Raw genomic sequence first — 24,953 nt, 5'->3', positions numbered from 1 at the left:
CCCCCGAGGGAAGCGCCCCCGCCGAGACCGGGACCCCCGCGCCTGACGCCACTCTGACCCTGAAGATCGGCGTGTCCACCAACGACGAGGACCCCCGCAACATTGCGGCCCAGCAGTTTGCGGACGAGATCGCTGAGAAGACCGGCGGTGCCCTGACTGCCCAGGTCTACCCCGCCGGCCAGCTGGGCGGCGACGCCGATCTCATCAACTCCATGGCTCTGGACTCCGGCACCGTGGACATCATCATCACCGACGCCTCCAACTTTGCTACTTACGACCCCAAGATGGGCATTTCCGCCCTGCCCTTCCAGTTTGCTGACTTCGAGGAAGCCTGGGCCTTCATGGACAGCGAGGTCGAGGCCGCGGCCGAGGAGGGCCTGCTGGACTGCAACATGCGTGTTCTGGCCCACTACTGCAACGGCTTCCGCTGCGTGACCAACAACAAGAAGGCCGTGGAGACCCCCGACGACATGAAGGGCATGCTCATCCGCACCCCTGAGAACCCCGTCATCATGGCCACCATGACCGCCCTGGGCGCCAATCCCCAGCCCCTGGCCTTCTCCGAGCTCTATCAGGCCCTGAACCAGGGCACCTACGACGCCCAGGAGAACCCCATCCCCGTCATCTACAACAACCAGCTCTATGAGGTCCAGAAGTACCTGTCCGTCACCAACCACATCTACTCCGGCATGTGCTTCACCATCGCCGAGAGCACCTGGCAGAAGCTCTCCCCCGAGCAGCAGGAGATCGTCTCCGCCGCCGCGAAGGCTTCCGCCGACTATGACCGCGAGATGAACAAGGCCCAGAGCGACGAGCTGGTGGCCACCCTGGAGGAGTCCGGCATGCAGATCAACTACCCCGACCTGCAGCCCTTTGCCGACGCCACCGCCTCCGTCCTCACCGACAACGCCGACAGCTATGGCGATCTGCTGGATAAGCTGACCGAGTGGAAGGCCGCCCGGGGCTGAGCCGCCAGAGAACGTTAAGCAGCGACCCCTGCGGGCCGCCGCCCGCCCTGAAAAGGAGGGCGGCGGCCTTTGCCTTGACCCGCGGAAAAGGACCGCGCGGGCGGGCCTGAACCTGAGAGGAGTGAGAGGATCCATGCTCATCAAGATCCAAAAGAAGGTGGACAGCATCACCACGGCCATCGGCGCCATCCTGATCGCCGTTATGTTTGTGGTCATCATGGCAAACGTGGTGCTCCGCCTCATCCCCAACGTGGGTGGCTTCAAGTGGTATATGGAATTCAGTCAGTACGCCAATGTGTGGGCCATGCTCATCGGCGCCGGCGGCATCGCGGTGAGCTGCACGAACCTCCGGGTGGAGCTCATCGACTCCCTTGTGGAGAGATTCCCCTGGGGCCGCAAGCTCACCAGGGTCATCATCGATGTGTTCCTCATCGTATTCTACGCCATCCTGACTTACAGCGGCTATGAGCTGGCCACCCGGGCCAAGCAGGCCGTCTCCACCATGCCCCAGTTCACCATGGGACAGGTCTACATGATCTTCCCCGTGGCAGGGGTGCTGTGCATCATCTGCGGGGTCATCCATCTGCTGGTGACCCTGACCACCAAGGAAGAGGGAGGGGAAGTACAATGATCGCCTGGCTGCTCATCAGCTTCATCGTCCTCATGGTCATCGGCGTGCCCATCGGCATCTCCCTGGGCCTGTCCGCCATGGGCGGTATCCTGTTTTTGGACGGCGGCAACATTGTCACCGTGGCCCAGCGCATGTTTGAGGGTATGAACAGCTGGGCCCTGCTGGCCATCCCCCTCTACACCTTCGCCGGCTACACCATGTCCAAGGGCGGCATCTCCAAGCGCCTCATGGACTTCTGTTACTCCATCGTGGGCCACATCTACGGCGGCCTTGCCCATGTGAACGTCCTCTCCTCCATGATCTTCGCCGGTATCTCGGGCTCCGCCGTGGCCGATACCGCCGGCGTCTCCGGTATGTTCATGCCCGAGATGGTCCGCAAGGGCTACTCCAAGGAGCTGGCCGTCACGGTTACCGCGGTATCCTCCACCATCGGCATCATCATACCGCCCTCCATCCCCATGGTGGTCATCGCCGGCATCTGCGGCATCTCCACCGGCAAGATGTTCCTGGGCGGCTTCGCTCCCGGCGTGCTCATCGGCCTTACCCAGATGATTATTTCCTACTTCTTCGCCAAGCGGGAAGGGGTGGCCAGAGAGTCCGGCCACTTCTCCATGGGCCCTGTGCTCCGGTCCTTCTGGCAGTCCCTGCCGGCCCTGCTTATGCCTGTCATCATCATCGGCACCATCACCGCCGGCATCGTCTCCCCCACGGAGGCGGGCGCCATCGCCGTGGCCTACGGTCTCATCGTGGGCGGCCTGGTCTACCGGGAGCTCAACCTCCAGGACCTGAAGTTTGCCTTTACCGAGACCGTCCGGGTCTCCGGGCGCATCTTTGTGGTCATCGGCGCTGCCAAGCTCTTCACCGTCATGCTCACCACCGCCGGCTTTGACAAGTGGCTCACCAACATCATGCTGGGCGTGTCCACCAATCCCACAGTCATCCTCATCATGATCCTCCTGCTCTTCTTCTTCGTCACCATGTTCATGGAGTCCATCGCCACTCTGACCCTCTTCATGCCCATCATCTACCCCATTGCCATGAGCGTGGGCATCGACCCCGTGGTCCTGGGCGTGCTGGTCACCGTGGTCATCGGCATTGGCCTGGTCACTCCCCCTGTGGGCATGTGCATCTATGTGGCCTGCGACCTCATGAAGATCCGGGTGGGACAGACCATGAAGTACCTGGTGTGGTACATCCTGGGCACCTTCGTCTGTATTGCCGTCCTCATCGCCTTCCCCATCCTCATCACCGCCCCCGGCATGCTGATGGGCTGAGCATGTTTTTTCCGGCAGCGTCGAATCCCAGTGGACATTTGACGGGAAAACACTTATAATAAGGATACTGGAAGCGGCGTGCCCGCCGGCCCCGTCCGCACCCTGCGGCCGGGGTCGGGGCGCTGCTTCTCACAGCATCAGAATGGACGAAGCCGAGGTTCCGGGAGAACGGAAACCGGCTTCGTTTGACACCCATAAGCGGAAAAGCCCCCGCCGGCGCGTCGCGGCGGCGGGGATTTGGAAAGGGGGGAGGATACCATGCCGGAGACGGGAGAAAAACAGGCATCCGTGGTCGAGCGTGTGATCGACGGCATCATTTCCTCCATCATCAGCGGGGAGTTTCAGCCCGGCGATCAGCTGCCTACGGAGCCGGAGCTCTCCAGGCGGTACAACGCCGGCCGCAACTCGGTCCGGGAGGCTGTCAAACAGCTCCAGGCTTACGGCGTGGTGTATATCCGCCGGGCCGATGGGACCTATGTCTGCGACTCCTACGACCAGAAGATGCTCGATCCCATGCTTTACAACATCATCCTGCACAAGAATGACTGGCAGGATTTCGTGACCCTGCGGGCCGTCATGGACATCGGTACGCTCCACCTGGCCCTCACCCTCCCCGACGTGGAGGTGTGCGTACCCGAGCTGGAGCGGCTGGTGGAGGAGATGACGACGGAAATGGAGGGCCCCGCGCCCTCCAAGGAGCGGGTGATGGAGCTGGATACCCGGTTCCACGCCCTCATCGCCCAGACCACCCACAATCCTCAGATTGCCAGCGTGACCGAATATATCACCCGCCTGACGATACCCAGCCGGTTGGAGACGGTGGAGCGGGTCCTGGAAGGCGGTCTCTCGGATATCCGCCACTTTGTGGAGCTCCACCGCCAGATGGTGGCCCTCATTGCGGACCGGCAGGCCGGGCGCATTGTGGAAGTGGTGAAAAATCACTATATTTATTGGGAAAATGACATCATGCCGGGGGATGACCCGGCAGCGAAGGAGGTCCCGGGATGAAAAAGGTCATGATCTCTGTGGCGCCGGTGGCAGCCACGGACCCACTCATCAATCCCCGCGCCATTGCCAGGGATGTGATCGAGTGCTGGAGGAACGGCGCCGCCATGGTCCATCTCCATGTTCGGGACCTGTGCGGCCGCCTGACGCCGGATCTCAGTTTGCTGGAGGAGACGGTGGACTACATCCGTGCCGAGAGCGATATCATCATTGAGATCTCCACCGGCGGTGTGTCCAACCTGACCATCGAGGAACGCTGTCAGCCCTGCTATGCCCCCTTTGTGGAGGCTACCAGCCTCAATGTGGGCTCCGTGAACCTAGGAGAGGCCGTCTATCAGAACCCCATCAAGGATGTGCGCTACTGTGTGCAGCAGATCATTGAAAACCACAAGATCCCCGAGGTGGAGGTCTTCGAGGTGGGCATGATCCACACCACCCGGCAGCTCACCGAGCAGTTTGACTTTGTAAAGCCCCTCCTCTTTGCCATCGTCCTGGGTCACGAGGGGGCTATGCCCCGGAATGTGGCCGCCCTGGGCACCATGATCGCCGGAGTCTATGAGAACTTCCCCAACCGGGAGGATGTGCTCTGGGGCATTACCGAGGCCCACCGGGAGGACTTCGAGCTGGTCAAGACGGCTCTGGACCTGGGGGCTTCCACCGTGCGCATCGGCTTTGAGGACTCCAACTACCTCCGCCCCGGCGTCCAGGTGGACAACAACGCCGTCATGGTGGCGGAGCTGGCTGATATCCTGCACAAGAAGGGCATGGCGCCCATGACCCCGGACGAGGCCAGAGCGATGCTCCGCATCCCGCCCCTGGCCGGAAAGGGCTGAGGTGGATATGAAGGCCATCGGATTACTGGAGACCAAGGGTCTCATCGGCAACATTGAGGGCCTGGACGCCATGATGAAGGCGGCCCAGGTGGACTATGTGGGCGGACTCACCCTGGGCGCCGGTCTGGTGGCCATGGTGGTCACCGGCGACGTGGGGGCGGTCAGGGCTGCCGTGGCGGCGGGCGCCGCCGCGGCGGAGAAGGTGGGAGAGCTCTTCTGCCGGCATGTGATCCCCCGGCCCCATAAGGACCTCATCAAATTCCTGCCCCTGCGGGGGGCGCCGGCGGGTGGCCATGCCAAGCCCGACGTGGTGGAGTCGGTCCCCCTGACCCAGGCCCTGGGTATTGTGGAGACCAATGGCTTCACTGCCGGCATTGAGGCCGCCGACGCCATGCTGAAGGCGGCCCAGGTGACCCTGGTGGGACAGGCCCGCATCGGCGCCGGACTGGTCATCGCCCTGGTCCAGGGGGACGTGGGAGCGGTGGAGGCGGCGGTGGACGCCGGAAGCGCCGCCGCGCAGACCATCGGTACTGTGGTGAGCAGCCATGTGATCCCCCGGCCCCATGCGGCCGTGGGGGAGACCATGCCTGACATGAAATATGGGGAGGGACACGCATGAAGGCCCTGGGATTCATCGAGACCAAAGGTCTCACCGGCAATATTGAGGCCACAGACGCCCTCATGAAGGCGGCCAATGTGGAGTATCTGGGCTCCAACACCGGGATCGGCTCCGGCCTGACCACCGTGGTGGTCACCGGCGATGTGGGCGCAGTGAAGGCTGCGGTGGCAGCGGCGGAGGCGGCCTCCGCCAAGGTAGGGGAGTTCTTCTGTTCCAATGTGATCCCCCGTCCGCATCCCGACCTGGAGCACGTGCTGCCCTTCGGCGGTCCCGCGCCCAGCAAAACCAGACTCAAGCCGGGACATCCGGTCCCCCTGACCCAGGCGCTGGGCATGGTGGAGACCTTCGGCCTGGTGGCCGACATCGCCGCAGCCGACGCCATGCTGAAGGCGGCCCAGGTCTCTCTGGTGGGCATGTCCCAGATCGGCGCCGGCATGGTCACCACCTTCGTCCAGGGGGACGTGGGCGCGGTGCGGGCCGCTGTGGAGGCGGGCAAAAAAGAGGCGCTGGCCATCGGCGGCAAGCTGCTGGGCGGCCATGTGATCCCCAAGCCCCACGCTGTGGTGGGCGAAGCCATGCCCGATCTCCGCTGACGGATTTGTGGAACGGAGGTGCATCCTATGAAGATCATCGTGGTGGGCAGCATTTCCTCTGGTATGACCCTGGCCGAGCGGCTGGCGGCGGGGGATGCTTCTGCTCAGATCACGCTCTATGAAAAGGCGGCGTACTGCTCCTGCGGTACCCGGGGCCTGCCCCACTATCTGGGCATGGCCGCGGGCGACCTCAGCGAGATCCTGGCCGGCTGTGCCCTTTCCGCCAGGGGGGGACACATCCGTGTCCATGCGGAGGTCACCGCCGTGGACCCGGCGGCCCGGACGGTCACCGTCCACGATGCCAACACCGGCGAGACCACCGTGGAGTCCTATGACAAGCTGGTGCTGGCCACCGGCAGCCGGGGGGCGGCCCTCCGGGCAGACGGCGTCGGGCGCATGGGCATCCATCCCCTCCGGCGGGTGGAGGACCTGATGCTCCTGCGGGAGTTTATTCGGACCCCCTACGTGCAGGACATCGTGGTGCTGGGCGGCAGCCTGGAGGCGCTGGAGATCGCCGGGGCCTTCCGGAAGCTGGGCCGCAGCGTCCGGGTCATTGACTGCGGCCAGGGCTTCCTGCCCGGCTTCGACAGCGAGGTCCGCTCCGCCATCCAGCGGGAGCTGGAGGAGGCGGGTATCTGCTTCCACCTGGGAGAGCGGGTCACTGCCTTCCGGGGCCGCACCTTTGTGGAGATGGTGGCCACCGACCGGGGCAGCTATCCCTGCGACCTGTGCGTGCCCTGCCTGGGCACCGTGCCCAATACCGGGCTGCTGCCCCAGGCCAAGGCGGACGCCGACGGGCGCTTTGTGGTGGACGCCGATGGACAGACCAGCCTGGCTGACGTCTATGCTGCGGGCTCCTGTGCCTCTGCGGGCCAGGGCTGGCCGGCCACGGTCAGCGCCAGGCTGGGCGGTCTGGAGGTGGCCCGTACCGGTCTCACACAGGAGACGGCGGAGCAGCTGGGGCTTCACCCGGCAGGGACGGCTGCCGTCGGCCAGGACCGGACGGGACTGGTGCCCAACGCCGGCTCGGTAACGGTGAAGCTGGTCTACACCAAGGAAGGGCGCAAGCTGCTGGGCGGCCAGGTGTGGGGCGGCGCCGACTCCATGGCCCGGATCAATGCCATCGCTGTGGCGGTCCAGGCCGGGATGACGGTGGAGGAACTGGCCAAGGTGCGTTTTGTCACCGGCCCTTCCGGCCATGCCGCCTGGGACCCCATCCAGCTGGCCTGCGCTGCGGCAAAATAAAAGAAATGCAAAGGAGCCCGGACGGCGTTGCCGTCCGGGCTCCTTTTTATTCCACAAACAGGAATGGTGATGTGTGTCCCCTTCCCGTAAAAGGGGTGTGGTCAGGATTCCCGCTGTCGCTCCTCCGCCATCCGGTGGGCGATCTCCTGGAACTTGGCGGTGATGTAGCCGTAGTTGTCCCGCTTGTGGGGCAGCAGACAGCGGCTGCAATCCTTGACGCCCTTTTCTGTGTAGCGGAAGTTGCCGCCGCAGTCCGGCCCCAGGGCATAGAGGGGGCAGTAGCAGAAAAGACAGTTGAAGTTGTCCGGATCGTTGGTGGGGTGGCAGGGGAAGTACTCACACTGCCGGTGGGAGAAGAAGGAAAAAGACTTTCCTTTCCAGTCGGGGACGCCTGCGCCGGCGCCAGAGTGCTCGCTCATAGGGATTCTCCTTTCCATCGTGGCGGCCCTCCAGAACAGCAAAAAAGCTGCACAGCCCAAGGCGTGCAGCAATGGTCTCCCACCTGCGGCGGCGGGAGCGCGGCACCCTCTCAGGCTCGGAGAGGTCTTTGTGTGCGTTATACACAGGCAGGTATTCTGACTTCGGCGTCCAGCGCAGCCCCCACCTTCCCGGAGCACAGCTCCAGTGGCTCTGGGGACCACTCCGCCAACACAGCAACGGCTTTGTGCGGGATTCTCACCCGGCTTCCCTGATGCGCGCCCTTGGGCGCACCTGCGTACCTGAGATATTCACTTGGGCCGGTGGAGACCTCCGCCGGTAATTATCATCATAGCGGCTTTTCCCCTGGCTGTCAAGGGCCCTTTTCCACATTCCGGCCCTAAATGTGGAAAAGGGCCCCGCCGTAAAACGGCGGGGCCCGGACAGTCTGTCAAAAAAGTGGAGCCCCGCAAAGTAAGCCACGGGGGAATAGTGTGAAAGGGGGGCGGTGAGCCCCCACTTTCGCGTGCAGTCAGGAACTTTTTCGATGAAATCGAAAAAGTCAGCAGCTTGTCGAAAAAGCCCCTCAGGGCTTTTTCGACAAGCTGAAAGGGCCCCGCCGTAAAACGGCGGGGCCCGGATAGAGAAGCGGGATCACAGAAGGTAGAAGAGCATCTTGACCACTTCGGCCCGGGTGACGGAGTCGTTGGGCCGGAGGAGATTGTCATAGCCAGAGATAATCCCTTGACCCACCAGGGACTCCACATAGGAGAGGGACCAGGCGGGGACAGTGGCGGCGTCGCTGAAGGTGAGGGGCTGGCTCACATAGCCCTTGCCCTGGATGCGGCCCAGGATGGTCATGGCCTCGGCACGGCTGATGGAGGCGGTGGCCCGGCCCATGAGGACGCCGTTGTCCAGGCTGCCCTTGAGGATGCCCTCAGCGTACATGGCCTTCATGGCGTCCACGCACCAGACGGGCGTGGCGTCCAGGTCGGCGAAGGGGAGGGCCATGTCGGCATAGGCGGTGAGGTCCAGGCCCATCCAGCGGGCCACCATCAGGGCGAACTCGCCCCGGGTGATGTTCTTGTCGGGCTGGAAGAGCAGACCGGCGGCAGACTCCACCCCCTGGACCACACCCATATCGTAGAGATAGGTGGTGTAGAGATCGGCCCAGTGGGCGGTCATGTCCACGAAGGGGCTCTGGGAGGTGGTGACAGTACCGCCGCCCTCTCCCTCTGCGCCCTGCCCCGGCTCACCCTCCTCGGGCGGGGTTTCCTGGGTGACGGGCAGGAGGTTGTAGGAGCCCCGTCCCACGTTGCCGCTCTGGTCCACGGCGGTGACAGTGAGCCGGTGGAGCTTGCTGTCGCTGGCGGGGAGGGTGTAGGTGAGCTTGCCGTCCGAGGTGCTCCAGGTGAAGTCCACGGCCTTGCCGTCCAGGGTCAGGGTGACGGCAGACTTGTCAAACTCCTTGTCTACATTGTCGGAGACGTAGGCGGTGAGCACGCCCTTTTCTGCGCTGACGGAGACGGAGGGCGCCATCTCATCGGTGAGCTCCTCGGTGGAGGTGGTGAACTGATCCAGATAGAGGGTGCCGATGGCCTTCTCCCCGCCGCCATGGACCACGGAGAGCCCCTGGAGGGCGGTGGTCCCGGCGGGCAGAGCGGCGGTGAGGTGCTTCCAGCCGGTGAAGTCCAGGGTGGAGAGGACCACGTCGGAGGCCGTCCCGGCGGCGTCGGTCATGGTGGCGGTCAGGGTGTTGCCGGAGCCGTCACCGTAGACCCACATGCTCAGATAGTGGTCTCCGGTGGGAATGGGCAGGGCGGCGGTGAGGGAGGCCGAGCCGGTCTGGCCGGCGTTGTAATCCACCCGGACGCTCTGCTTGCCGTAGCGCACCAGATCGCCGGAGGTCTCGGGGTTGACCAGGGCGGTGTCGGAGCCGGTGAGGGCGGTCAGATCCCCGGCGGTCTCAAAGGGATTCAGGGTGCGGATGTGGCCGGCGACGGTGACGGGGATGGTGACGTAGGCGCCGCCGGCGCTGACGGTGAGGTTGCCGGTGGCGCTCTTCGCTCCGGCGGTAAAGAGGCCGTTTTCATCCACAGTGCCTACGGCGGGGTCCGCCGACCAGAGATAGCAGGTGTCCTGACTGGCGAGGGAGATCTTCTTCCACACTGCGCCGGCGGTGAGGTCCAGCTGCTCCTGGGGGTCCAGGGCCAGGGCGGTGACGGGGGCGCCGGTGGTCTGGTTGGTCACGGAAATGGTGTCCGGGGTCTTGACCACCGTGACGGAGGCGGTGCCCTCAGCCCGGCCAGAGGCGGCGGTGACCTGGGTGGTCCCGCTCTCGCTGCCGGCGGTGAAGACGCCGTCCACATCCACGATGCCGTCCCCGTTGCGGATGGACCAGGAGACGGTGCCGCTGTCCGAGAAGGCATAGCCGTTTTCATCCACGGGGGTGGCTTTCAGGGGCACCTGGGCACCGGAGAGGACCACGGAGTCATAGGGGGTGACATAGTAGTGGTCCAGCTCCCCGGTGGGCTTGCGCTCGGAGACCAGGAAGATGCCGTTGCTGACGGCCCGGGGGCGGCCATCGGAGGGGGAGCCCAGGATGGACATGGCGGAGGCGTCGGGCAGGGTGACGCCCATGGTGGTGGAGCCGCCGCCATCCAGGGCCACGGCCTCCACGCAGCCCAGCTCAATGAGCCGCTGGGCCACCTGAGTGAGGCTGGCGCCCACGCTGTAACCGGACTGCCGCCCGTCGATGGCGTAAAAAAGCACGCTGCCGTCGGCCTTGATGCCGATGGCGGTGCGGGGATTGGCGGTGGAGTCGGTCTGGGGGCCCACCTGCCCGTTGGTGACGATCTTGTAGTAGCCGCCGATGGCGGTGACCACATCCTCCCAGCGGCTGTCGGCGGCGGTGACGTCGATGCTCACCTGGTCGCCGGGCTTGAGGGCGGACACCTGGCCCAGGAGCCACTGGTTGTTCTGCTTGTTGACGGTGAGGACCAGCTTGCCCTGGGGGATCTGGATGGACTTTTCCGACTCCAGGACCTGGTCCACGGTGCACACCAGACGGCCACCCACGGTGAGCCGGTCAGTGAGGACCAGGGAGCCGGTGACCTCGTCCACCTCCCGGGTGCCCTCGGCGCTTTCGCCCTCCAGACTCTGGGAATCGGCGGCCACACTGTCGGTATCTCCCTCGTGGTCGGAGCCGGTTTCCTCCGGCGCGCTGTCGGTCTCCTCCGGTTCGCCGTCCCGGGGGGCCTCCTCCGGGTCGGTGACGTCCAGGTCCACGTCCACCGTCTCGCCCAGACCGGTGGTTACGGGAGTGAGGATCACGTCATAGCCGGCGCTGGTGTGCTGGGTGGTGGCGCTGTATTCGTCGGTGTAGAGATAGAGCCCGCCCTCATGCTTGCCGTCGGCGGCGGTGCGGGTCTTGTTCACATCGGTGATGCGCATGGTGGAGCCGCCGAAGGTGGCGGTGACAGCCAGATCGGGTCTGCCGATGAAGGCGGTGCCGTCGGCGCGGAAGCCGACGGCGGAATAGCCGCCGGAGGTGGTGCGCAGGGCGCCGTCGCTGATGATGACGCCCAGGGTATTGCCGGTGAGCAGGTCGAAGAAGTCGCCGTTGATGCCGCCCACCACCCGGAGCCCCTGAGCCTCCAGGGACTTGGCCATGGCGGCCAGGTCCTGGCGGGAGAGGAGCTTGTCGCCGTAGACCACAACGGGGTAGACGCCGTCCGTGGGGGAATAGGTGATGTACCGCTCGGTGCGCAGGTCGGACTTGGAGTTGCTCCAGAAGACCTGCTCCGTCAGCTCGGAGCCGGGGGCCAGGGAGACCGAGCCGCCGTGAAGCTCGTCTCCCAGGGCGATGGATGCGGACGCGGCGGGGGAGAGCCCCACCAGAACGGCCAGGGCCAGAGAGGCGGCCCGGATGCCAAATCGTTTCATGCTGTTGCCTCCAAAATCAATGCAGGGTGAAGGGACGGACCCGGCCAGGGCCGGGCGGGCGGGCCGTTGGGCGGCCCGTCCAGGATAGGTAATATCCTAACACAGGCCACCCCTGTTTGTAAACGGCAGAGGATGGCAAATGCCGTCGATTTGCCCTTCCGGCGGACCGATGTTAGGAAAAAGTTAGAATGGCTGCGGGAAAAGATACCCCCCGGCAGACCGGGCGTGCCGGTCGGTCGGGGGGCGTACGACAGGGGTCAGGGGGACGGCGGCTCCGGCGGCTCCGCCGGCGGGGGCGGGGACTGCCGGACCTTGGGCAGGGTGGTCTCCAGGGTGGCGCTCTCCTGGCGCTCCAGCAGCTCGCCGATGAGCTGATTGGAGAGGAGAAAGCCGATGGGCGTGAGCCGCCAGCGGTGCCCGTCCCGGGCGGCCCAGCCGTTGTGCTCATACTCGGCCAGCTTGGCCTCAATGGGGTCGAAATTCATGAAGTACTCCCGGCGGTACTCCCACTCCTCAATGCCCCTGGTGGTCCGCAGCCGGAGCATCAGATACTCGCCGGAACGCTCCCGCTTGGGGATGAGGTCATCGGAGTCGATGATGGGCCTGTTTTTCAGGACCCCGTCGATATAGCCGTCCAGATCCCGCAGGAAGGAGAACCGCCGCCCGCCGAAATCGGAGTGGGCGCCGGGCCCGAAGCCCAGGTAGGGGCGGGTGAGCCAGTATTTGAGATTGTGCCGGGACTGGAAACCGGCCTGGGCGAAGTTGGAGATCTCATATTGGTGGTAGCCCGCCGCCTCCAGCCGGGCGACCATCCACAGGTACATGTCGGACTGCATGTCGTCGTCGGGGAGGGTCTCCCCCCGGGAGACCCGGGCGCACAGGGGGGTGCCCTCCTCCACCTTCAGCCCGTAGCCTGAGATGTGCTGGGGCTGGAGGGCGATGGCCTGTTCCACCGAGGACTGCCACCGGGCCATGTCCTGGCCGGGCAGACCGTACATCAGGTCCAGGCTGAGATTTCTGATCTTGGCGGCCCGGATGGCCTCCACCGCTTCCCGGACCTGCTGGATGGTGTGGGGGCGGTGGAGGGCGGCGAGCTCGTCGTCATGGGCCGACTGCATCCCCAGGGAGATCCGGTTGATCCCCGCCCGGCGGAGCCGGACCATGGACTTTTTGTCCACGCTGTCGGGGTTGGCCTCCATGGTGATCTCGGCGTTGCCGGCCACCTCAAACTTCCGCCGGATCAGCGACAGCAGCTCCCGGATGCGCTTTTCCCCGTAGTAGCTGGGGGTGCCGCCGCCGAAGTAGATGGTGTCCACCAGATAGCCCTTGGCCTGGGGCGCCGTCTCCCTGATGTGGGCCAGCAGCGCCTTCTGGTAGTCGTCCATGCGCTCGGCGCGGCTGGACAGGGAGTAGAAGTCACAGTAGTCGCACTTGCTCCGGCAAAACGGTATGTGGATGTAAAGGCCAAGCTGCTTGCTCATGGCGGTCCCACCTTGCTCTGAAATCGGGTCATTTTTTGTTTATTATACTGCCTTTTGCGGGCGATGGCAATGAAGGACGGGGAATTTCCAGTAAGATGTAAAATCAGCTTGACAAATATGTAAAGCGTGCTATACTAAAAATGGAAAGTACACTTTACAAAAGAAAGGAGGAGGGCCGTGCAAAACCGCATCGCAGAGCTGCGCCGGGAGCGGCGGATCACCCAGGAGGAGCTGGGGATGGCGGTGGGGGTCACCCGTCAGACCATCATCTCCCTGGAGAACGGGCGGTACAACGCCTCGCTGCTGCTGGCCCACAAGATCGCCCGGTATTTCGGACTGACCATTGAGGAACTCTTTCTGTTTGAGGAGGAAACGCCATGAGTGAAAAGGTAAAAAAGGGACTGCCTGTGGTCCTGTTTGTTCTGGGATTGGGGCTGCTGGTCGCTGCCGCCCTGGGGGACAGCCTGCCCGGCTGGACTGTGGGCCTGCTGGCGGGGCTGGGGGGCGCCACCGTGGGGGTGGGGGGCTCCACCATCTTCATGGGGGCCGCCTGCCGCCTGCTCAGCCCCGAGGAGCGGGTCCAGGTGGAGATGGCCGAGCACGACGAGCGGAACCTGGCCATCCGGGAAAAGGCGGCACAGGACAGCTGGTATTGGACCTCGGCCCTGCTGTGGATTCCCTTTGTAGTGGCCCTGGTGCGGACGGACCCCCTTTTCATCGCCCTGGCCTCCGGCGTCATCGTCCTCCACAACGTCTTCTATCTGGTGAATATGGGCCGCTGGTCCAGAAAGCTGTGAGCCCATGGGGACGGAAAAACAGGTCCGGCGGCTCTCCCTCACCGTGCCGCCGGAGCGGGCGGGACAGAAGGTGGACACCCTGCTGCGGAAGGTCCTGGGGCTCTCGGGCACCGTCATCCGGCGGATCAAGTGGCTGGAGGACGGCATCCTGCTGGACGGCGTGCGGGTCTTCACCAGCCAGCGGGTGGAGGGGGGACAGGTACTCACTGTCCGGCTCTCCGACCCAGAGCGGCGCAGCGGCGTGACCCCCGCCCCGGGACCACTGGATATCGTCTACGAGGACGGGGACCTGCTGGTCCTCAACAAGGCCCCAGGGGTGCTGGTCCACCCGGGCGCGGGGCACTTTCCTGATACGATCGGTAATTTTTTGCTGGATTATTACGATAAAGCGGGGATAGAGGCCGATTTTCACCCGGTCCACCGGCTGGACAAGGGGACGTCGGGGCTCATGGTGGTGGCCAAGCACCCCCACGCCCAGGAGGTGCTGAAGAACCAGCTCCACACGGCGGAGTTCCGGCGGATCTATCTGGCGGTGTGCCTGGGGGGGCCGGCAGAGGAGGCGGGGACGGTGGATGCCCCCATCGGCATGGCCGAGGGCTCCATCGTGGCCCGGGCGGTGCGGCCCGACGGCCTGCCCGCCCGCACCCATTACCAGGTCCTCCGGCGGGTGGGAGACCGGGCCCTGGTGCGGCTGGCGCTGGAGACGGGGCGTACCCACCAGATCCGGGTCCACATGGCCCATTTGGGCTGTCCTCTGGCAGGGGATTTCCTCTACGGTACGGAGGACAAAGACCTTGTTCCCCGGCCCGCCCTCCACTCGTCGGAGCTCACCATCCGCCAGCCCGTCACCGGGGAGGTCCTCACCTTCACCTGTCCCCTGCCGGGGGATATGGCGCACCTGATAGAGCTGGAAACATAGCAAACAGCGCCCGTCCCTCGCAAGGAGGGACGGGCGCTGTCCGTTCCATAAGACGCTCCGATCCATATTGCGCTGGTCACCGGGCGCCGACTTTGCGTACCAGGACCAGTCCCGGAGCGAAAACAAAAGTTCCTTTTGGTCCTTTTTCTTAGAAGGAAAAGGATATGGTGGAGAAATAGTCGTCGGGGGTCTCGGCCCGGCGGATGAGCTGGGTGGAGCCGTCTTCCCGGAGAAGGACCTCCGCCGAGCGGAGCCGGCCATTGTAGTTGTAGCCCATGGAGAAACCGTGTGCGCCGGTGTCGTGGATGACCAGCAGGTCGCCCCGCTGGATCTCTGGGAGCATCCGGTCCACGGCGAATTTGTCGTTGTTTTCACACAGAGCGCCTGTGACGTCGTACTTGTGGTCGCAGGGGGCGTCCTCCTTGCCCATAACAGTGATGTGGTGGTAGGCGCCGTACATGGCGGGGCGCATCAGGTTGGCGGCGCAGGCGTCCACGCCCACATATTCCTTGTGGGTGTGCTTGAAGTGGGTGGCCGTTGTCACCAGACAGCCGTAAGGCCCCAGCATGAACCGCCCCAGCTCGGTGAAGATGGCCACGTCTCCCATGCCCGCAGGGACCAGGATCTCCTCGTACTTTTGGCGCACCCCCTCGCCGATGGCCAGAATGTCGTTGGCGGGCTGCTCGGGCCGGTAGGGGATGCCCACGCCGCCGGAGAGGTTGATAAAACGAATGTCACAGCCGGTCTCCCGCCGGAGCTCCACGGCGGTCTCAAAGAGGATGCCCGCCAGCGTGGGATAATAGGCGTTGGAGAGGGTGTTGGAGGCCAGGAAGGCGTGGAGACCGAAGCGTTTGGCGCCCATGGCCTTCAGCTTCCGAAAGCCCTCGGTGAGCTGGGCGCGGGTGAAGCCGAACTTGGACTCCCCCGGATGGTCCATGACCTGAAAGCCCTCCCGGCCCGCGCCGATGGAGAAGGTGCCGCCGGGGTTGAAGCGGCAGGAGATGGTCTCGGGAATGGTCCCGATGGTCTCCGCCAGAAAGTCGATGTGGGTGAAGTCGTCCAAATTGATGGTGGCCCCCAGCTGGGCGGCCAGCTGGAACTCCTCCGCCGGGGTGTCGTTGGAGGAGAACATGATCTCGCCGCCCCGGAAGCCGCACCTGTCCGCCAGCATCAGCTCGGTGAGGGAGGAGCAGTCCACGCCGCAGCCCTCCTCCCCCAGGAGCTTGAGGATGGCGGGGGTAGGGGTGGCCTTGACGGCGAAGTACTCCTTGAAGCCGGGATTCCAGGCAAAGGCCCGCCGGAGCTTCCGGGCGTTTTCCCGGATGCCCTTCTCGTCGTAGAGGTGGAAGGGGGTGGGGTACTGCCGGACGATGGACTCCAGCTGTTCCTTGGTCACAAAGGGCCGCTTGTTGGACATGAAAAACCCCCGCTTTCTGCAAAAAATCAATTCTATTCTATAAAAGAAGGGGTGTTTTTGTCAATCGGCGCAAAAGAGGAATTGGGAGCATCCCTCCGCCTGTTTCCGTGGGATGTGACAAAAAAGACAAAAAGGCTCCAAAATGATGGACCAAATGTGGAAAGAGTGGTATACTTGCCCGAAATGGTAACGAGAGGAGAGGTATCCCATGGACAAAAAGCGCATCATCCAGGTGGATGAGAAGGTCCCCCTTCCCATGCTCCTGCCCCTGAGCATCCAGCATGTCTTCGCCATGTTCGGCGCGTCGGTGCTGGTGCCCATCCTGTTCCAGATCGACCCCGGCATCGTCCTCTTCATGAACGGCTTCGGCACACTGCTCTTCATTTTCCTCACCAAGGGCAGGGCCCCGGCCTACCTGGGCTCCAGCTTCGCCTTCCTGGCCCCCGCCGGCGGCGTCATCGCCGCTCAGGGCTTTGAGTATGCCCAGGGCGGCTTTGTGGTGGTGGGTCTGCTGGGCTGTCTGCTGGCCCTCGTCGTCTGGAAGTTCGGCACCGACTGGATCGACGTCATCCTGCCCCCCGCCGCCATGGGCCCTGTGGTGGCCCTCATCGGCCTGGAGCTGGCCGGCAACACCATCACCCCCGGTAAAACCGGCGCTGACCTCAGTTCCGGACCCCACATCGCCGTCTTTGCCGTCACCCTGGGCGTGGCCGTCTTCGGCTCCGTCCTCTTCCGCAAGTTCTTCTCCGTCATCCCCCTCCTCATCGCCATGATCTGCGGCTATCTCACCGCCGTGGCGCTGGGGCTGGTGGACTTCACCCCCCTGGCAGAGGCAAAACTCTTTACCCTTCCCCAATTCCATCTGGCCAAATTCGACCTCAACGCCATCCTCACCATCGCCCCCGTCATCCTGGTCATCGCCACCGAGCACATCGGCCACCAGGTGGTCACCGGCAAGATCGTGGGCCGGGACCTACTCAAGGACCCGGGACTTCATCGCTCCCTGCTGGGCGATAACCTGTCCACCGCCATCTCCGGCTTTGTGGGCTCGGTGCCCACCACCACCTATGGTGAGAACATCGGCGTGATGGCCGTCACCGGCGTCTACTCCGTCCAGGTCATCGCCGGCGCCGCCGTCATCTCCCTCCTCATGGCCTTCGTCGGCCCCCTGGCCGCCTTCATCTCCACCATCCCCGGCGACGTCATCGGCGGCATCACCTTCCTCCTCTACGGGATGATCGGCACCTCCGGTCTCCGCATCCTGGTGGACAAAAAGGTAGATTACGGCAAGAACCGCAATCTGATCCTCACCTCCGTGGTCTTTGTGGCCGGTCTCTCCGGTCTCACCATCACCCTCGGCTCGGTGTCTATCACCGGCATGACCCTGGCCGCCGTCACCGCCGTCATCATCAGTCTCATCTTCTTCCTGCTGGACAAGGCCAAGCTGATGAACGACTGATCCTGCCTTACACGCCGCGCTCCTCCCGCCGGAGGGCGCGGCGTTTTGCCGCTGTCGTCCGGGCAATACCTAAACTGACCTTATTAAATAAACAAAAACTGATATTTGAAATAATGTCAGAGTAGAGGTATAATAGCGGCAGAAACGAACAGAGGAAGTGGTTTGGATGAAACAAAGCAAGCTGTCGCCCCAGAAGCTGGCCGTCCTGGGTATGATGACGGCGCTGGTCTTTGCCAGCAACTACGCCCGCATCATTATGCCCATCGCCATCGGCGGCCGGACCTCCTTTACCCTGGCCAACATCGTCTGCTGTCTCTCGGGGCTCCTGTTGGGGCCGGTGGGCGGCGTTGCTTCGGGGCTGGGCTCGGCCATCTATGACCTCACCAATCCCCTCTATGCAGCCGAGTGCTGGATCACCTTCCTCACCAAGGGCGTCATGGGTCTGGTGGCCGGTCTGGCGGTCCGGCGGGCCCTGGAGCGGGATAAGCTGAGCTACCTGAACGGCCTTTTCGGGGCCATTCTGGGCTGCGCGGCCTACTATGTGCTCTACTTCGCCAAGAGCTATTTCTACGACGGACTGCTCATTGAGGGCCTTCAGCCCATGGTGGCGCTGGCCGCTCTGCCCCTGAAGCTCCCGGCCTCCATTTTTAACGCTGCGGTGGCCATCATCGCGGCCCCTCCCCTGGCGCTGGCCATCCGCGCCGCCCTCAAGCGCAGCGGCCTGCGGCTGAAAACCGCCTGAGAAGAGTCTCAAAGAGACCCAAAAAGGACCGGAAGGACATGCTGCCACATGTCCTTCCGGTCCTTTTTACAGTGATAGCCCATATTCTCTGGCCAGCTTTTCAAAGATGGGGAGGGCCTTTTCCACCTGCTCGGTGGCAGTGCAGAAGGCGATGCGGCACCAGCCGGGGCAGGCGAAGTCGTCGGTGGGGGGGAAGAGGAGGTCGTAGTCCTGGGCCCGCTTGCAGAACGCGCCTGCGTCGGGCACCGGGGACTTGAGCAGCAGGTAGAAGGTGCCGCCGGGCTCTACACAGGTGTAGCCCATGGCGGTGAGACCACGGTAAAGCAGGTCCCGGTTGGTCTGGTAGACGGTGAGGTCGGCGGTGAGCCCGTCGCAGGCGGCGGCCACCCGCTGGAAGAGACTGGGGGCGTTGACGTAGCCCAGCACCCGCCCGGCGCCGCAGATGGCGGCGTAGACGGCCCTGGATTCGGCCACCTTTTCCCCAACCAGCACATAGCCGATGCGCTCGCCGGGGGCGGAGAGGGATTTGCTGTAAGAGTAGCACACCAGGGTGTCGTCGTAGAAGTCGGGGATCCAGGGAACGGTGAAGCCCTGGAAGACGATCTCCCGGTAGGGCTCGTCGGAGATGAGATAGATGGGGTGGCCGTACTCCGCGGCCTTCCGGCGCAGCAGGTCGGCCATGGCGGAGAGGGTCTCGGCGGAGTAGATAGCGCCCGAGGGGTTGTTGGGGGAGTTGACCACCAGGGCCTTGGTTTTGGGCGTGATGGCGGCCTCCAGGGCCTTCATGTCGGGCTGGAAGGTGGTATAGTCCGGGGGAACCACCACGGGGATGCCGCCGTTGCCCCGGACAAAGATGTCGTACTCGGTGAAGTAGGGGGCCATGAGGATGAATTCGTCCCCAGGGCAGGCCAGGGCCCGGAAGCAGCAGCACAGGCCGGCGGCAGCGCCCACGGTGATGTAGAGGTCATCGGGGCCGTAGTGCATGCCGAAGCGGCGGGTGAGAGAGGCGGCCAGGGACTCCCGGACGGCCAGGTCGCCCTGGGCGGAGGTATAGGCGTGGATGGAGTCCCCCTGGGGGGAGTCCAGAATGGCCCGGATGGTGTCGTTGACCTGGGGCGGCGGGGGGACGCTGGGATTGCCCAGGGAGAAGTCCAGTACGTTTTCAACGCCCACTTCACGGGCCCGGAGCAGGCCGTACTCCCGGATCTCACGCATGATGTTCCGGCGGCTGCCCAGCTGCACCATATTTTCAGGTAAATGGCTCATTCCGATACCTCCAGATCCACGCAGCAGCGCGCTTTGAAGTGTTCCCTGGCCCAGCTCTTGAAGGCCACATGGGGTGGATAGTCCTGATAGGCGGCCAGGGCCTCGCGGCTGTCCAGGTCGCAGCACAGGCCCACCTGGTGGGTCCCCATCCCCAGGTCAAAGCCGATGTGGGCGCTGCGCAGACCGGGGACAGCCCCCACCATAGGGGCAAAGGTGTCGTTCAGGAAGGTCTCCAGCTCCCGGCGGTCCACATTCGGGTCAGCGAGCTCCCAGAAGATCATATGACGGATCACAGGCTCTCAGCTCCTCAAAATGGAATGTTGTGTGCATTATAGCACAGTAAAGTGAAAAAGAAAAGAGGGAGTTAATTGGGGAGGATGGTGAGAAGGAGCTCGCCGGACTTCACGGAGGCGCCGGCGGCGGTGTGGACCTGCTCCACGGTGCCGGAGATACGGGAGACCACGCTGGTCTCCATCTTCATGGCCTCAATGACGGCCACCACCTGATTTTCCTCCACCTGGTCGCCGGGCTTGACGCTGACTTTGGAGATCATGCCGGGGATGGAGGCGCCCACCTGGCCCTTGTCCTCGGGATCGGCCATGACCACCGGGTGGACCTGGACCTGGGCGGTGGGGTCGGGGACGGCCACGGTGCGGCCCATGCCGTTGAGGTCGAAATGGACGTTCCGGGTGCCGTCCTCGTTGAGGTCGCCCAGGCCCAGATACTTGATGACCAGGGTCTTGCCGTCCTCGATGCTGATAAGGCTGGTCTCGCCCAGGGCCATGCCGTTGAAGAAGATATGGCTGCCCATGCGCATGATGTAGCCGTATTCCTGGCGGTGGCTGCGGTATTCCTCATAGACCTTGGGGTAGAGGCAGTAGGAGAGGATGGCCCGCATGTTGACGGGGTCCTTCGTCATGGTCTGGAGCTTTGCCCGGACGGCGTCGAAGTCGATGGGCTCCAGCAGCTCGCCGGGGCGGCAGGTGATGGGTTGCTCGCCCTTGAGGACCACCCTCTGGAGGTCTTCGGGGAAGCCCCAGGCGGGCTGGCCCATCATGCCCTTGAAGTAGCTCACCACCGAGTCGGGGAAGGTGCGGGCTTCGCCCTTTTCCACGATGTTTTCGGGGGTCAGATCGTGCTGGACCATGAAGATGGCCAGGTCGCCCACCATCTTGGAGGAGGGGGTCACTTTGACGATGTCGCCCAGCATGTGGTTGACCTGGGTATACATCTCCTTCACATCGTCAAACTGCCCGCCCAGGCCCAGGCTCTCCACCTGGGATTTCAGGTTGGAGTACTGGCCGCCGGGCATCTCATAGCGGTAGATGTCGGTGGAGGGGTTCTTCATGCCGGTCTCGAAGGAGGTATACCGCAGGCGCACGTCGGCCCAGTAGTCGGAGAGGTCCTGGAGCCGGTCCGGATCCAGCCCGGTGTCCCGCTCCTGACCCCGGAGGGCGGAGACCACGGCGTTGAGGGAGGGCTGGCTGGTCATGGAGGACATGGAGTCGATGGCGCAGTCCACAATGTCCACGCCGGCCTCGGCGGCCATGAGGCAGGTGGCCACCTGGTTGCCGGAGGTATCGTGGGTGTGGAGGTGGATGGGCAGGCCTACCTCCTCCTTGAGGGCCTTGACCAGCTGCTTGGCGGCGTAGGGCTTCAGCAGGCCGGACATGTCCTTGATGCACAGGATGTGGGCCCCCCGTCGCTCCAGCTCCTTGGCCAGGTCCACATAGTATTGGATGGTGTAGCGGTCCCGCTTGGGGTCCAGGATGTCGCCGGTGTAGCAGATGGCAGCCTCGCAGACCTTGCCCTGCTTGAGGACCTCGTCCATGGCCACCTCCATGCCGGGGACCCAGTTGAGGGAGTCGAAGATGCGGAAGATGTCGATGCCGCTCCTGGCCGCCTCCTGGACAAAGGCCCGGATGAGGTTGTCGGGGTAGTTGGTGTAACCCACGGCGTTGGCCCCCCGGAGGAGCATCTGGAAGGGGACGTTGGGGATCTTTTTCCGCAGCAGGTCCAGCCGCTCCCAGGGGGACTCGTGGAGGAAGCGATAGGCCACGTCGAAGGTAGCGCCGCCCCACATCTCCAGAGAGAAGGCGTCGGAGAGGATCTCGGCAGTGCCGTCGGCCCCCAGGAGCAGGTCACGGGTGCGCACCCGGGTGGAGAGGAGGGACTGATGGGCGTCCCGCATGGTGGTGTCGGTGATGAGGAGCTTCTTCTGGGCCTTGACCCAGTCCCGGAGGGCTTCGGGGCCCTTTTCGTCCAGCAGAGGCTTGAGGCCGGGGCCGCGGTCCCCGGTGACGGTGGGGAAGCGGGGGATGTCCAGCTGGGGCCGCTCGGCGGAGGGCTGCTCGATCTGCCGCTGGGCGATGTAGCGCAGGACCTTGGTGGCCCGGTCCTGGCCGTACTGCATCTCAAAGAGCTCGGGCGTTTCGTCAATGAATTTGGTGTGGCACCGGCCTGCGCGGAAGGTGGGGTGGCCGAGGATGTTGCTGATGAAGGGGATGTTGGTCTTGACGCCCCGGATGTGCTCCTCCCGGACGGCCCGGGCGGCCCGTCGACAGGCCCCCTCGAAGGTGTTGTCCCAGGTGGTGACCTTGACCAGCAGGGAGTCATAGTAGGGGGAGATGACGGCGCCGGTGTAGGCGTTGCCGCCGTCCAGACGGACGCCGCAGCCGCCGCCGGAGCGGTAGGCGGTGATCTTGCCGGTGTCGGGGGCAAAGTTGTTGGCGGGGTCCTCGGTGGTGACCCGGCATTGGATGGCGTAGCCGCTCATCCGCAGGTCGGACTGACTGCCCATGCCGATGTAGGGGTGGGAGAGGGGCTGGCCGTCGGCGATGAGGATCTGCGCCCGGACCAGGTCCACACCGGTGACCTGTTCGGTGACCGTATGCTCCACCTGGATGCGGGGGTTCATCTCAATAAAGTAGTGGCTGCCATCCCGGTCCACCAGGAATTCCACGGTGCCGGCGTTCACATAGCCCACATGGCGGGCGATCTTCACGGCGTCGGCGTGGAGCTTGTCCAGGGTGTCTCTGGGGACGCTCCAGGCGGGGGCGAACTCCACCACCTTCTGGTAGCGGCGCTGGAGGGAGCAGTCCCGCTCCCCCAGGTGGACCACGTTGCCATACTGGTCCCCCAGGATCTGGACCTCAATGTGCTTGGGCTCCACCAGGTATTTTTCAATGAAGATGTCGTCGTTGCCGAAAGCCTTCCGGGCCTCTCCCTGGACCAGCTCGAAGGCGGGGCGGACCTCCTCCGGGGCGTCGCAGCGGCGCATGCCGCGGCCGCCGCCCCCGGCGGCCGCCTTGAGGATGACGGGGAAACCGTAGGAGACGGCCTTTTCCAGGGCCTCGTCGGCGTCCCGCAGGGGCTGGGTGGAGCCGGGGATGGTGGGCACGCCGCAGGCCAGCGCGGTGGCCTTGGCGGCCAGCTTGTCGCCCATCTGGGCCAGGATCTTGGAGCTGGGGCCGATGAAGGTGATGCCGGCCTCCTCGCAGGCCCTGGCGAACTCGGCGTTCTCGGAGAGGAAGCCGTAGCCGGGGTGAATGGCGTCCACATGCCGGCGCTTGGCCAGGTCGATGATGCCCGGGATGTCCAGGTAGGCTCCCAGGGGGGACTTACTCTCGCCGATGCGGTAGGCCTCGTCGGCCCGGGTGCGGAACAGGGCGAAGGTGTCCTCCTTGGAGTACATGGCCATGGTGCGCAATCCCAGGTCGTAGCAGGCGCGGAAGATGCGGATGGCGATCTCGCCGCGGTTGGCGGCCAGGACCTTTTGGAACTTACATTCTGACACTTCAGGGTCCCTTCCTTTCATTCAAAGGTAGGCCGTGTTGCGAAAAAAAGAGCCGGCAGAAACCGCCTGCTCCGCCGCCAGACAGCCCTTGCCGGCGTTTCACGACCGATCATAACTGGTTATTATTATACGCAGGGGGCACCATTTTTGCAATCTGTTTCTTGCTGTGATGCAAAACTTGTCAGAACGCACAGCCGACAGGGCGCTTTTTCTCTCTACCTTAATAAAGCATACAAAGGTCTCCGGCAGATGGACGGAGACGGACGTTCAAGAGAAGGAAGGAGGGATTTCGAGTGAAGAGAGGGTATCTGCCCAGCCACAAAAAAGAGCTTCTGCCTGCGGCGGAGACCGCAGACAGAAGCTCTGGTTTTAGGGCCGGGCTGTCATGTGTGAGGGAACGAGGGAACGGTGGCGCTCAGCCGTCCACCACCTCGCCGGTGAGGACCTGGGAAGCGGAGAGGGTGAGTTCGCCGTCCTTGCAGTCCACAGTGAGGGTGTCGCCGCTCTCCACCTCGCCGGCGATGATCTTTCGGCTGATGATGGTCTCCACGGTGTGCTGGAGATACCGGCGCAGAGGCCGGGCGCCGTAGATGGGATCATAGGCGCTCTCGATGACGTGGTCCTTGGCGGCGGCGGTGAGCTGCACCTTGAGCTGTTTGTCCTCCAGGCGGCGGTTGATACCGACCACCATGAGGTCGATGATGTGGGTGATGTTGTCCTTGGTGAGGGGCTTGTAGAAGACGATCTCGTCCAGCCGGTTGAGAAATTCAGGCCGGAAGGACCGCTTGAGCAGATCATTGACCTGGTCCCTGGCGGTCTGGCTGATCTCGCCGCTGTTATCGATGCCGTCCAGCAGGAACTGGGAGCCCAGGTTGGAGGTGAGGATGATGACGGTGTTCTTGAAATCCACCGTCCGGCCTTGACTATCTGTAATACGGCCATCGTCCAATACTTGGAGTAGAATATTGAAGACGTCGGGGTGGGCCTTCTCCACCTCGTCAAAGAGGATGACGGAGTAGGGCTGGCGGCGGACGGCCTCGGTGAGCTGGCCGCCCTCCTCATAGCCCACATAGCCCGGCGGGGCGCCGATGAGCCGGGAGACGGAGAACTTCTCCATATACTCGCTCATGTCGATGCGCACCAGGTTTTTCTCGGAGTCGAACAGGGCCTCAGCCAGGGTCTTGGCCAGCTCCGTCTTGCCCACGCCGGTGGGGCCTAGGAAGAGGAAAGAGCCGATGGGCTTGTCGGGGGCGGCGATGCCGGCCCGGCTTCTCAAAATGGCCTCGCTCACCAGGCGGACGGCCTCGTCCTGGCCCACCACCCGCTGGTGGAGGATGTCCTCCAGGTGGAGGAGCTTTTCCCGCTCCCCTTCCATGAGCTTGGCCACGGGGATGCCGGTCCAGCGCTCGATGATCCGGGCGATCTCCTCCTCGGTGACCTTGTCCCGGAGCAGGGAGCGGGCCTTGCCGTCGGCGGCAATCTGCTCCTCGGCCTCCAGGGCCTTTTTCAAAGCGGGGATCTTGCCGTACTGGAGCTCGGCGGCCTT

Annotated in this window: 21 protein-coding genes, 2 pseudogenes and 1 riboswitch; of the genes and pseudogenes, 15 read left to right on the top strand and 8 right to left on the bottom strand. The window is 64.1% G+C overall.

Annotated features, from left to right (window positions below; genetic code table 11):
• The 10 genes and pseudogenes from Q0Y09_RS06420 to Q0Y09_RS06375 form a co-directional block, all read left to right on the top strand.
• A partial coding sequence (locus tag Q0Y09_RS06420) for a TRAP transporter substrate-binding protein (RefSeq protein ID WP_297719318.1) occupies positions 1-968 on the top strand: 968 nt, incomplete at its 5' end.
• Positions 969-1,101: 133 nt separating this feature from the next.
• Positions 1,102-1,599 carry a TRAP transporter small permease gene (locus Q0Y09_RS06415; protein WP_297719315.1) on the top strand — a complete coding sequence of 166 codons (498 nt, stop codon included), beginning with the start codon at positions 1,102-1,104 and terminating at the stop codon, positions 1,597-1,599.
• On the top strand, positions 1,596-2,873 hold the full coding sequence (locus Q0Y09_RS06410; RefSeq protein WP_297719312.1) for a TRAP transporter large permease: 1,278 nt from the start codon (positions 1,596-1,598) through the stop codon (positions 2,871-2,873). Before Q0Y09_RS06415 ends, Q0Y09_RS06410 begins: the two co-directional genes overlap by 4 nt.
• 258 nt (positions 2,874-3,131) lie before the next feature.
• Positions 3,132-3,881 carry a GntR family transcriptional regulator gene (locus Q0Y09_RS06405; protein WP_297719309.1) on the top strand — a complete coding sequence of 250 codons (750 nt, stop codon included), beginning with the start codon at positions 3,132-3,134 and terminating at the stop codon, positions 3,879-3,881.
• Positions 3,878-4,711 carry a 3-keto-5-aminohexanoate cleavage protein gene (locus Q0Y09_RS06400; RefSeq protein ID WP_297719306.1) on the top strand — a complete coding sequence of 278 codons (834 nt, stop codon included), beginning with the start codon at positions 3,878-3,880 and terminating at the stop codon, positions 4,709-4,711. The genes Q0Y09_RS06405 and Q0Y09_RS06400 overlap by 4 nt, the downstream gene beginning before the upstream one ends.
• Before the next feature lie 7 nt (positions 4,712-4,718).
• Positions 4,719-4,964: pseudogene (locus Q0Y09_RS06395) on the top strand (BMC domain-containing protein); the annotation flags it as partial.
• Between the two features lie 72 nt (positions 4,965-5,036).
• Positions 5,037-5,330 (top strand): BMC domain-containing protein, encoded by a 294-nt coding sequence (locus Q0Y09_RS06390; protein WP_297719324.1) that lies wholly within the window; start codon positions 5,037-5,039, stop codon positions 5,328-5,330.
• Positions 5,327-5,590: pseudogene (locus Q0Y09_RS06385) on the top strand (BMC domain-containing protein); the annotation flags it as partial. The gene Q0Y09_RS06390 and the pseudogene Q0Y09_RS06385, both read left to right, overlap by 4 nt.
• Before the next feature lie 72 nt (positions 5,591-5,662).
• Entirely contained in the window at positions 5,663-5,923 is a 261-nt protein-coding gene (locus Q0Y09_RS06380; RefSeq protein ID WP_297719321.1) for a BMC domain-containing protein, read from the top strand.
• Between the two features lie 27 nt (positions 5,924-5,950).
• Positions 5,951-7,168, top strand: coding sequence for an FAD-dependent oxidoreductase (locus tag Q0Y09_RS06375; RefSeq protein ID WP_297719303.1), 1,218 nt, complete (start codon positions 5,951-5,953; stop codon positions 7,166-7,168).
• Between the two features lie 101 nt (positions 7,169-7,269).
• On the opposite strand, the gene Q0Y09_RS06370 is transcribed toward Q0Y09_RS06375, so the two are convergent.
• From Q0Y09_RS06370 to hemW, 3 genes are all read right to left on the bottom strand, one after another.
• Positions 7,270-7,587: a cysteine-rich small domain-containing protein gene (locus tag Q0Y09_RS06370; RefSeq protein ID WP_297719300.1), complete on the bottom strand. Its 318-nt coding sequence runs from the start codon at positions 7,585-7,587 to the stop codon at positions 7,270-7,272.
• A 128-nt stretch (positions 7,588-7,715) separates the two neighbouring features.
• Positions 7,716-7,898, bottom strand: a riboswitch (cobalamin riboswitch).
• Positions 7,899-8,239: 341 nt separating this feature from the next.
• The gene (locus tag Q0Y09_RS06365) at positions 8,240-11,530 is read right to left on the bottom strand and encodes a phosphodiester glycosidase family protein (protein ID WP_297719297.1); all 3,291 of its coding nucleotides are present in this window, start codon (positions 11,528-11,530) and stop codon (positions 8,240-8,242) included.
• Between the two features lie 257 nt (positions 11,531-11,787).
• Positions 11,788-13,011, bottom strand: coding sequence for a radical SAM family heme chaperone HemW (gene hemW / locus Q0Y09_RS06360; RefSeq protein WP_297719295.1), 1,224 nt, complete (start codon positions 13,009-13,011; stop codon positions 11,788-11,790).
• 177 nt (positions 13,012-13,188) lie between these two features.
• Between hemW and Q0Y09_RS06355 the strand changes: the two genes are divergently transcribed.
• The 3 genes from Q0Y09_RS06355 to Q0Y09_RS06345 are packed head-to-tail and all read left to right on the top strand — an operon-like array spanning position 13,189 to position 14,727.
• Positions 13,189-13,392 (top strand): helix-turn-helix transcriptional regulator, encoded by a 204-nt coding sequence (locus Q0Y09_RS06355; RefSeq protein ID WP_297719292.1) that lies wholly within the window; start codon positions 13,189-13,191, stop codon positions 13,390-13,392.
• Positions 13,389-13,808 carry a hypothetical protein gene (locus tag Q0Y09_RS06350; RefSeq protein WP_297719289.1) on the top strand — a complete coding sequence of 140 codons (420 nt, stop codon included), beginning with the start codon at positions 13,389-13,391 and terminating at the stop codon, positions 13,806-13,808. Before Q0Y09_RS06355 ends, Q0Y09_RS06350 begins: the two co-directional genes overlap by 4 nt.
• Positions 13,809-13,812: 4 nt before the next feature.
• Positions 13,813-14,727 (top strand): RluA family pseudouridine synthase, encoded by a 915-nt coding sequence (locus Q0Y09_RS06345; RefSeq protein ID WP_297719286.1) that lies wholly within the window; start codon positions 13,813-13,815, stop codon positions 14,725-14,727.
• 148 nt (positions 14,728-14,875) lie between these two features.
• On the opposite strand, the gene Q0Y09_RS06340 is transcribed toward Q0Y09_RS06345, so the two are convergent.
• Complete coding sequence (locus Q0Y09_RS06340; RefSeq protein WP_297719283.1) at positions 14,876-16,144, bottom strand: diaminopimelate decarboxylase; 1,269 nt, start codon at positions 16,142-16,144, stop codon at positions 14,876-14,878.
• Positions 16,145-16,352: 208 nt separating this feature from the next.
• Between Q0Y09_RS06340 and uraA the strand changes: the two genes are divergently transcribed.
• Positions 16,353-17,603 carry a uracil permease gene (gene uraA, locus Q0Y09_RS06335; protein WP_297719280.1) on the top strand — a complete coding sequence of 417 codons (1,251 nt, stop codon included), beginning with the start codon at positions 16,353-16,355 and terminating at the stop codon, positions 17,601-17,603.
• Between the two features lie 166 nt (positions 17,604-17,769).
• Complete coding sequence (locus Q0Y09_RS06330; RefSeq protein ID WP_297719277.1) at positions 17,770-18,345, top strand: ECF transporter S component; 576 nt, start codon at positions 17,770-17,772, stop codon at positions 18,343-18,345.
• Between the two features lie 66 nt (positions 18,346-18,411).
• Here the strand turns inward: Q0Y09_RS06330 and Q0Y09_RS06325 are convergent, their stop codons facing one another.
• The 4 genes from Q0Y09_RS06325 to Q0Y09_RS06310 form a co-directional block, all read right to left on the bottom strand.
• On the bottom strand, positions 18,412-19,611 hold the full coding sequence (locus Q0Y09_RS06325; protein WP_297719273.1) for a pyridoxal phosphate-dependent aminotransferase: 1,200 nt from the start codon (positions 19,609-19,611) through the stop codon (positions 18,412-18,414).
• Positions 19,608-19,904, bottom strand: coding sequence for a Dabb family protein (locus Q0Y09_RS06320; protein WP_297719270.1), 297 nt, complete (start codon positions 19,902-19,904; stop codon positions 19,608-19,610). Before Q0Y09_RS06320 ends, Q0Y09_RS06325 begins: the two co-directional genes overlap by 4 nt.
• 71 nt (positions 19,905-19,975) lie before the next feature.
• Positions 19,976-23,428 carry a pyruvate carboxylase gene (locus Q0Y09_RS06315; protein WP_297719267.1) on the bottom strand — a complete coding sequence of 1,151 codons (3,453 nt, stop codon included), beginning with the start codon at positions 23,426-23,428 and terminating at the stop codon, positions 19,976-19,978.
• Positions 23,429-23,822: 394 nt separating this feature from the next.
• A partial coding sequence (locus tag Q0Y09_RS06310; protein WP_297719263.1) for an AAA family ATPase occupies positions 23,823-24,953 on the bottom strand: 1,131 nt, incomplete at its 5' end.

The organism is Intestinimonas sp. (assembly GCF_026169115.1).
GTDB lineage: Bacteria > Bacillota > Clostridia > Oscillospirales > Oscillospiraceae > Intestinimonas.
Note: the sequence above shows the minus strand (reverse complement) of the source record. Positions and strands in the feature narration are given on the sequence as shown.

Coding starts and splice junctions, on each gene's coding strand:
- Q0Y09_RS06415 (WP_297719315.1), top strand. CDS start 1,102: ATGCTCATCAAGATCCAAAAGAAGGTGGACAGCATCACCACGGCCATC.
- Q0Y09_RS06410 (WP_297719312.1), top strand. CDS start 1,596: ATGATCGCCTGGCTGCTCATCAGCTTCATCGTCCTCATGGTCATCGGC.
- Q0Y09_RS06405 (WP_297719309.1), top strand. CDS start 3,132: ATGCCGGAGACGGGAGAAAAACAGGCATCCGTGGTCGAGCGTGTGATC.
- Q0Y09_RS06400 (WP_297719306.1), top strand. CDS start 3,878: ATGAAAAAGGTCATGATCTCTGTGGCGCCGGTGGCAGCCACGGACCCA.
- Q0Y09_RS06380 (WP_297719321.1), top strand. CDS start 5,663: ATGGTGGAGACCTTCGGCCTGGTGGCCGACATCGCCGCAGCCGACGCC.
- Q0Y09_RS06375 (WP_297719303.1), top strand. CDS start 5,951: ATGAAGATCATCGTGGTGGGCAGCATTTCCTCTGGTATGACCCTGGCC.
- Q0Y09_RS06370 (WP_297719300.1), bottom strand. CDS start 7,587: ATGAGCGAGCACTCTGGCGCCGGCGCAGGCGTCCCCGACTGGAAAGGA.
- Q0Y09_RS06365 (WP_297719297.1), bottom strand. CDS start 11,530: ATGAAACGATTTGGCATCCGGGCCGCCTCTCTGGCCCTGGCCGTTCTG.
- hemW (WP_297719295.1), bottom strand. CDS start 13,011: ATGAGCAAGCAGCTTGGCCTTTACATCCACATACCGTTTTGCCGGAGC.
- Q0Y09_RS06350 (WP_297719289.1), top strand. CDS start 13,389: ATGAGTGAAAAGGTAAAAAAGGGACTGCCTGTGGTCCTGTTTGTTCTG.
- Q0Y09_RS06345 (WP_297719286.1), top strand. CDS start 13,813: ATGGGGACGGAAAAACAGGTCCGGCGGCTCTCCCTCACCGTGCCGCCG.
- Q0Y09_RS06340 (WP_297719283.1), bottom strand. CDS start 16,144: ATGTCCAACAAGCGGCCCTTTGTGACCAAGGAACAGCTGGAGTCCATC.
- uraA (WP_297719280.1), top strand. CDS start 16,353: ATGGACAAAAAGCGCATCATCCAGGTGGATGAGAAGGTCCCCCTTCCC.
- Q0Y09_RS06330 (WP_297719277.1), top strand. CDS start 17,770: ATGAAACAAAGCAAGCTGTCGCCCCAGAAGCTGGCCGTCCTGGGTATG.
- Q0Y09_RS06325 (WP_297719273.1), bottom strand. CDS start 19,611: ATGAGCCATTTACCTGAAAATATGGTGCAGCTGGGCAGCCGCCGGAAC.
- Q0Y09_RS06315 (WP_297719267.1), bottom strand. CDS start 23,428: ATGAAAGGAAGGGACCCTGAAGTGTCAGAATGTAAGTTCCAAAAGGTC.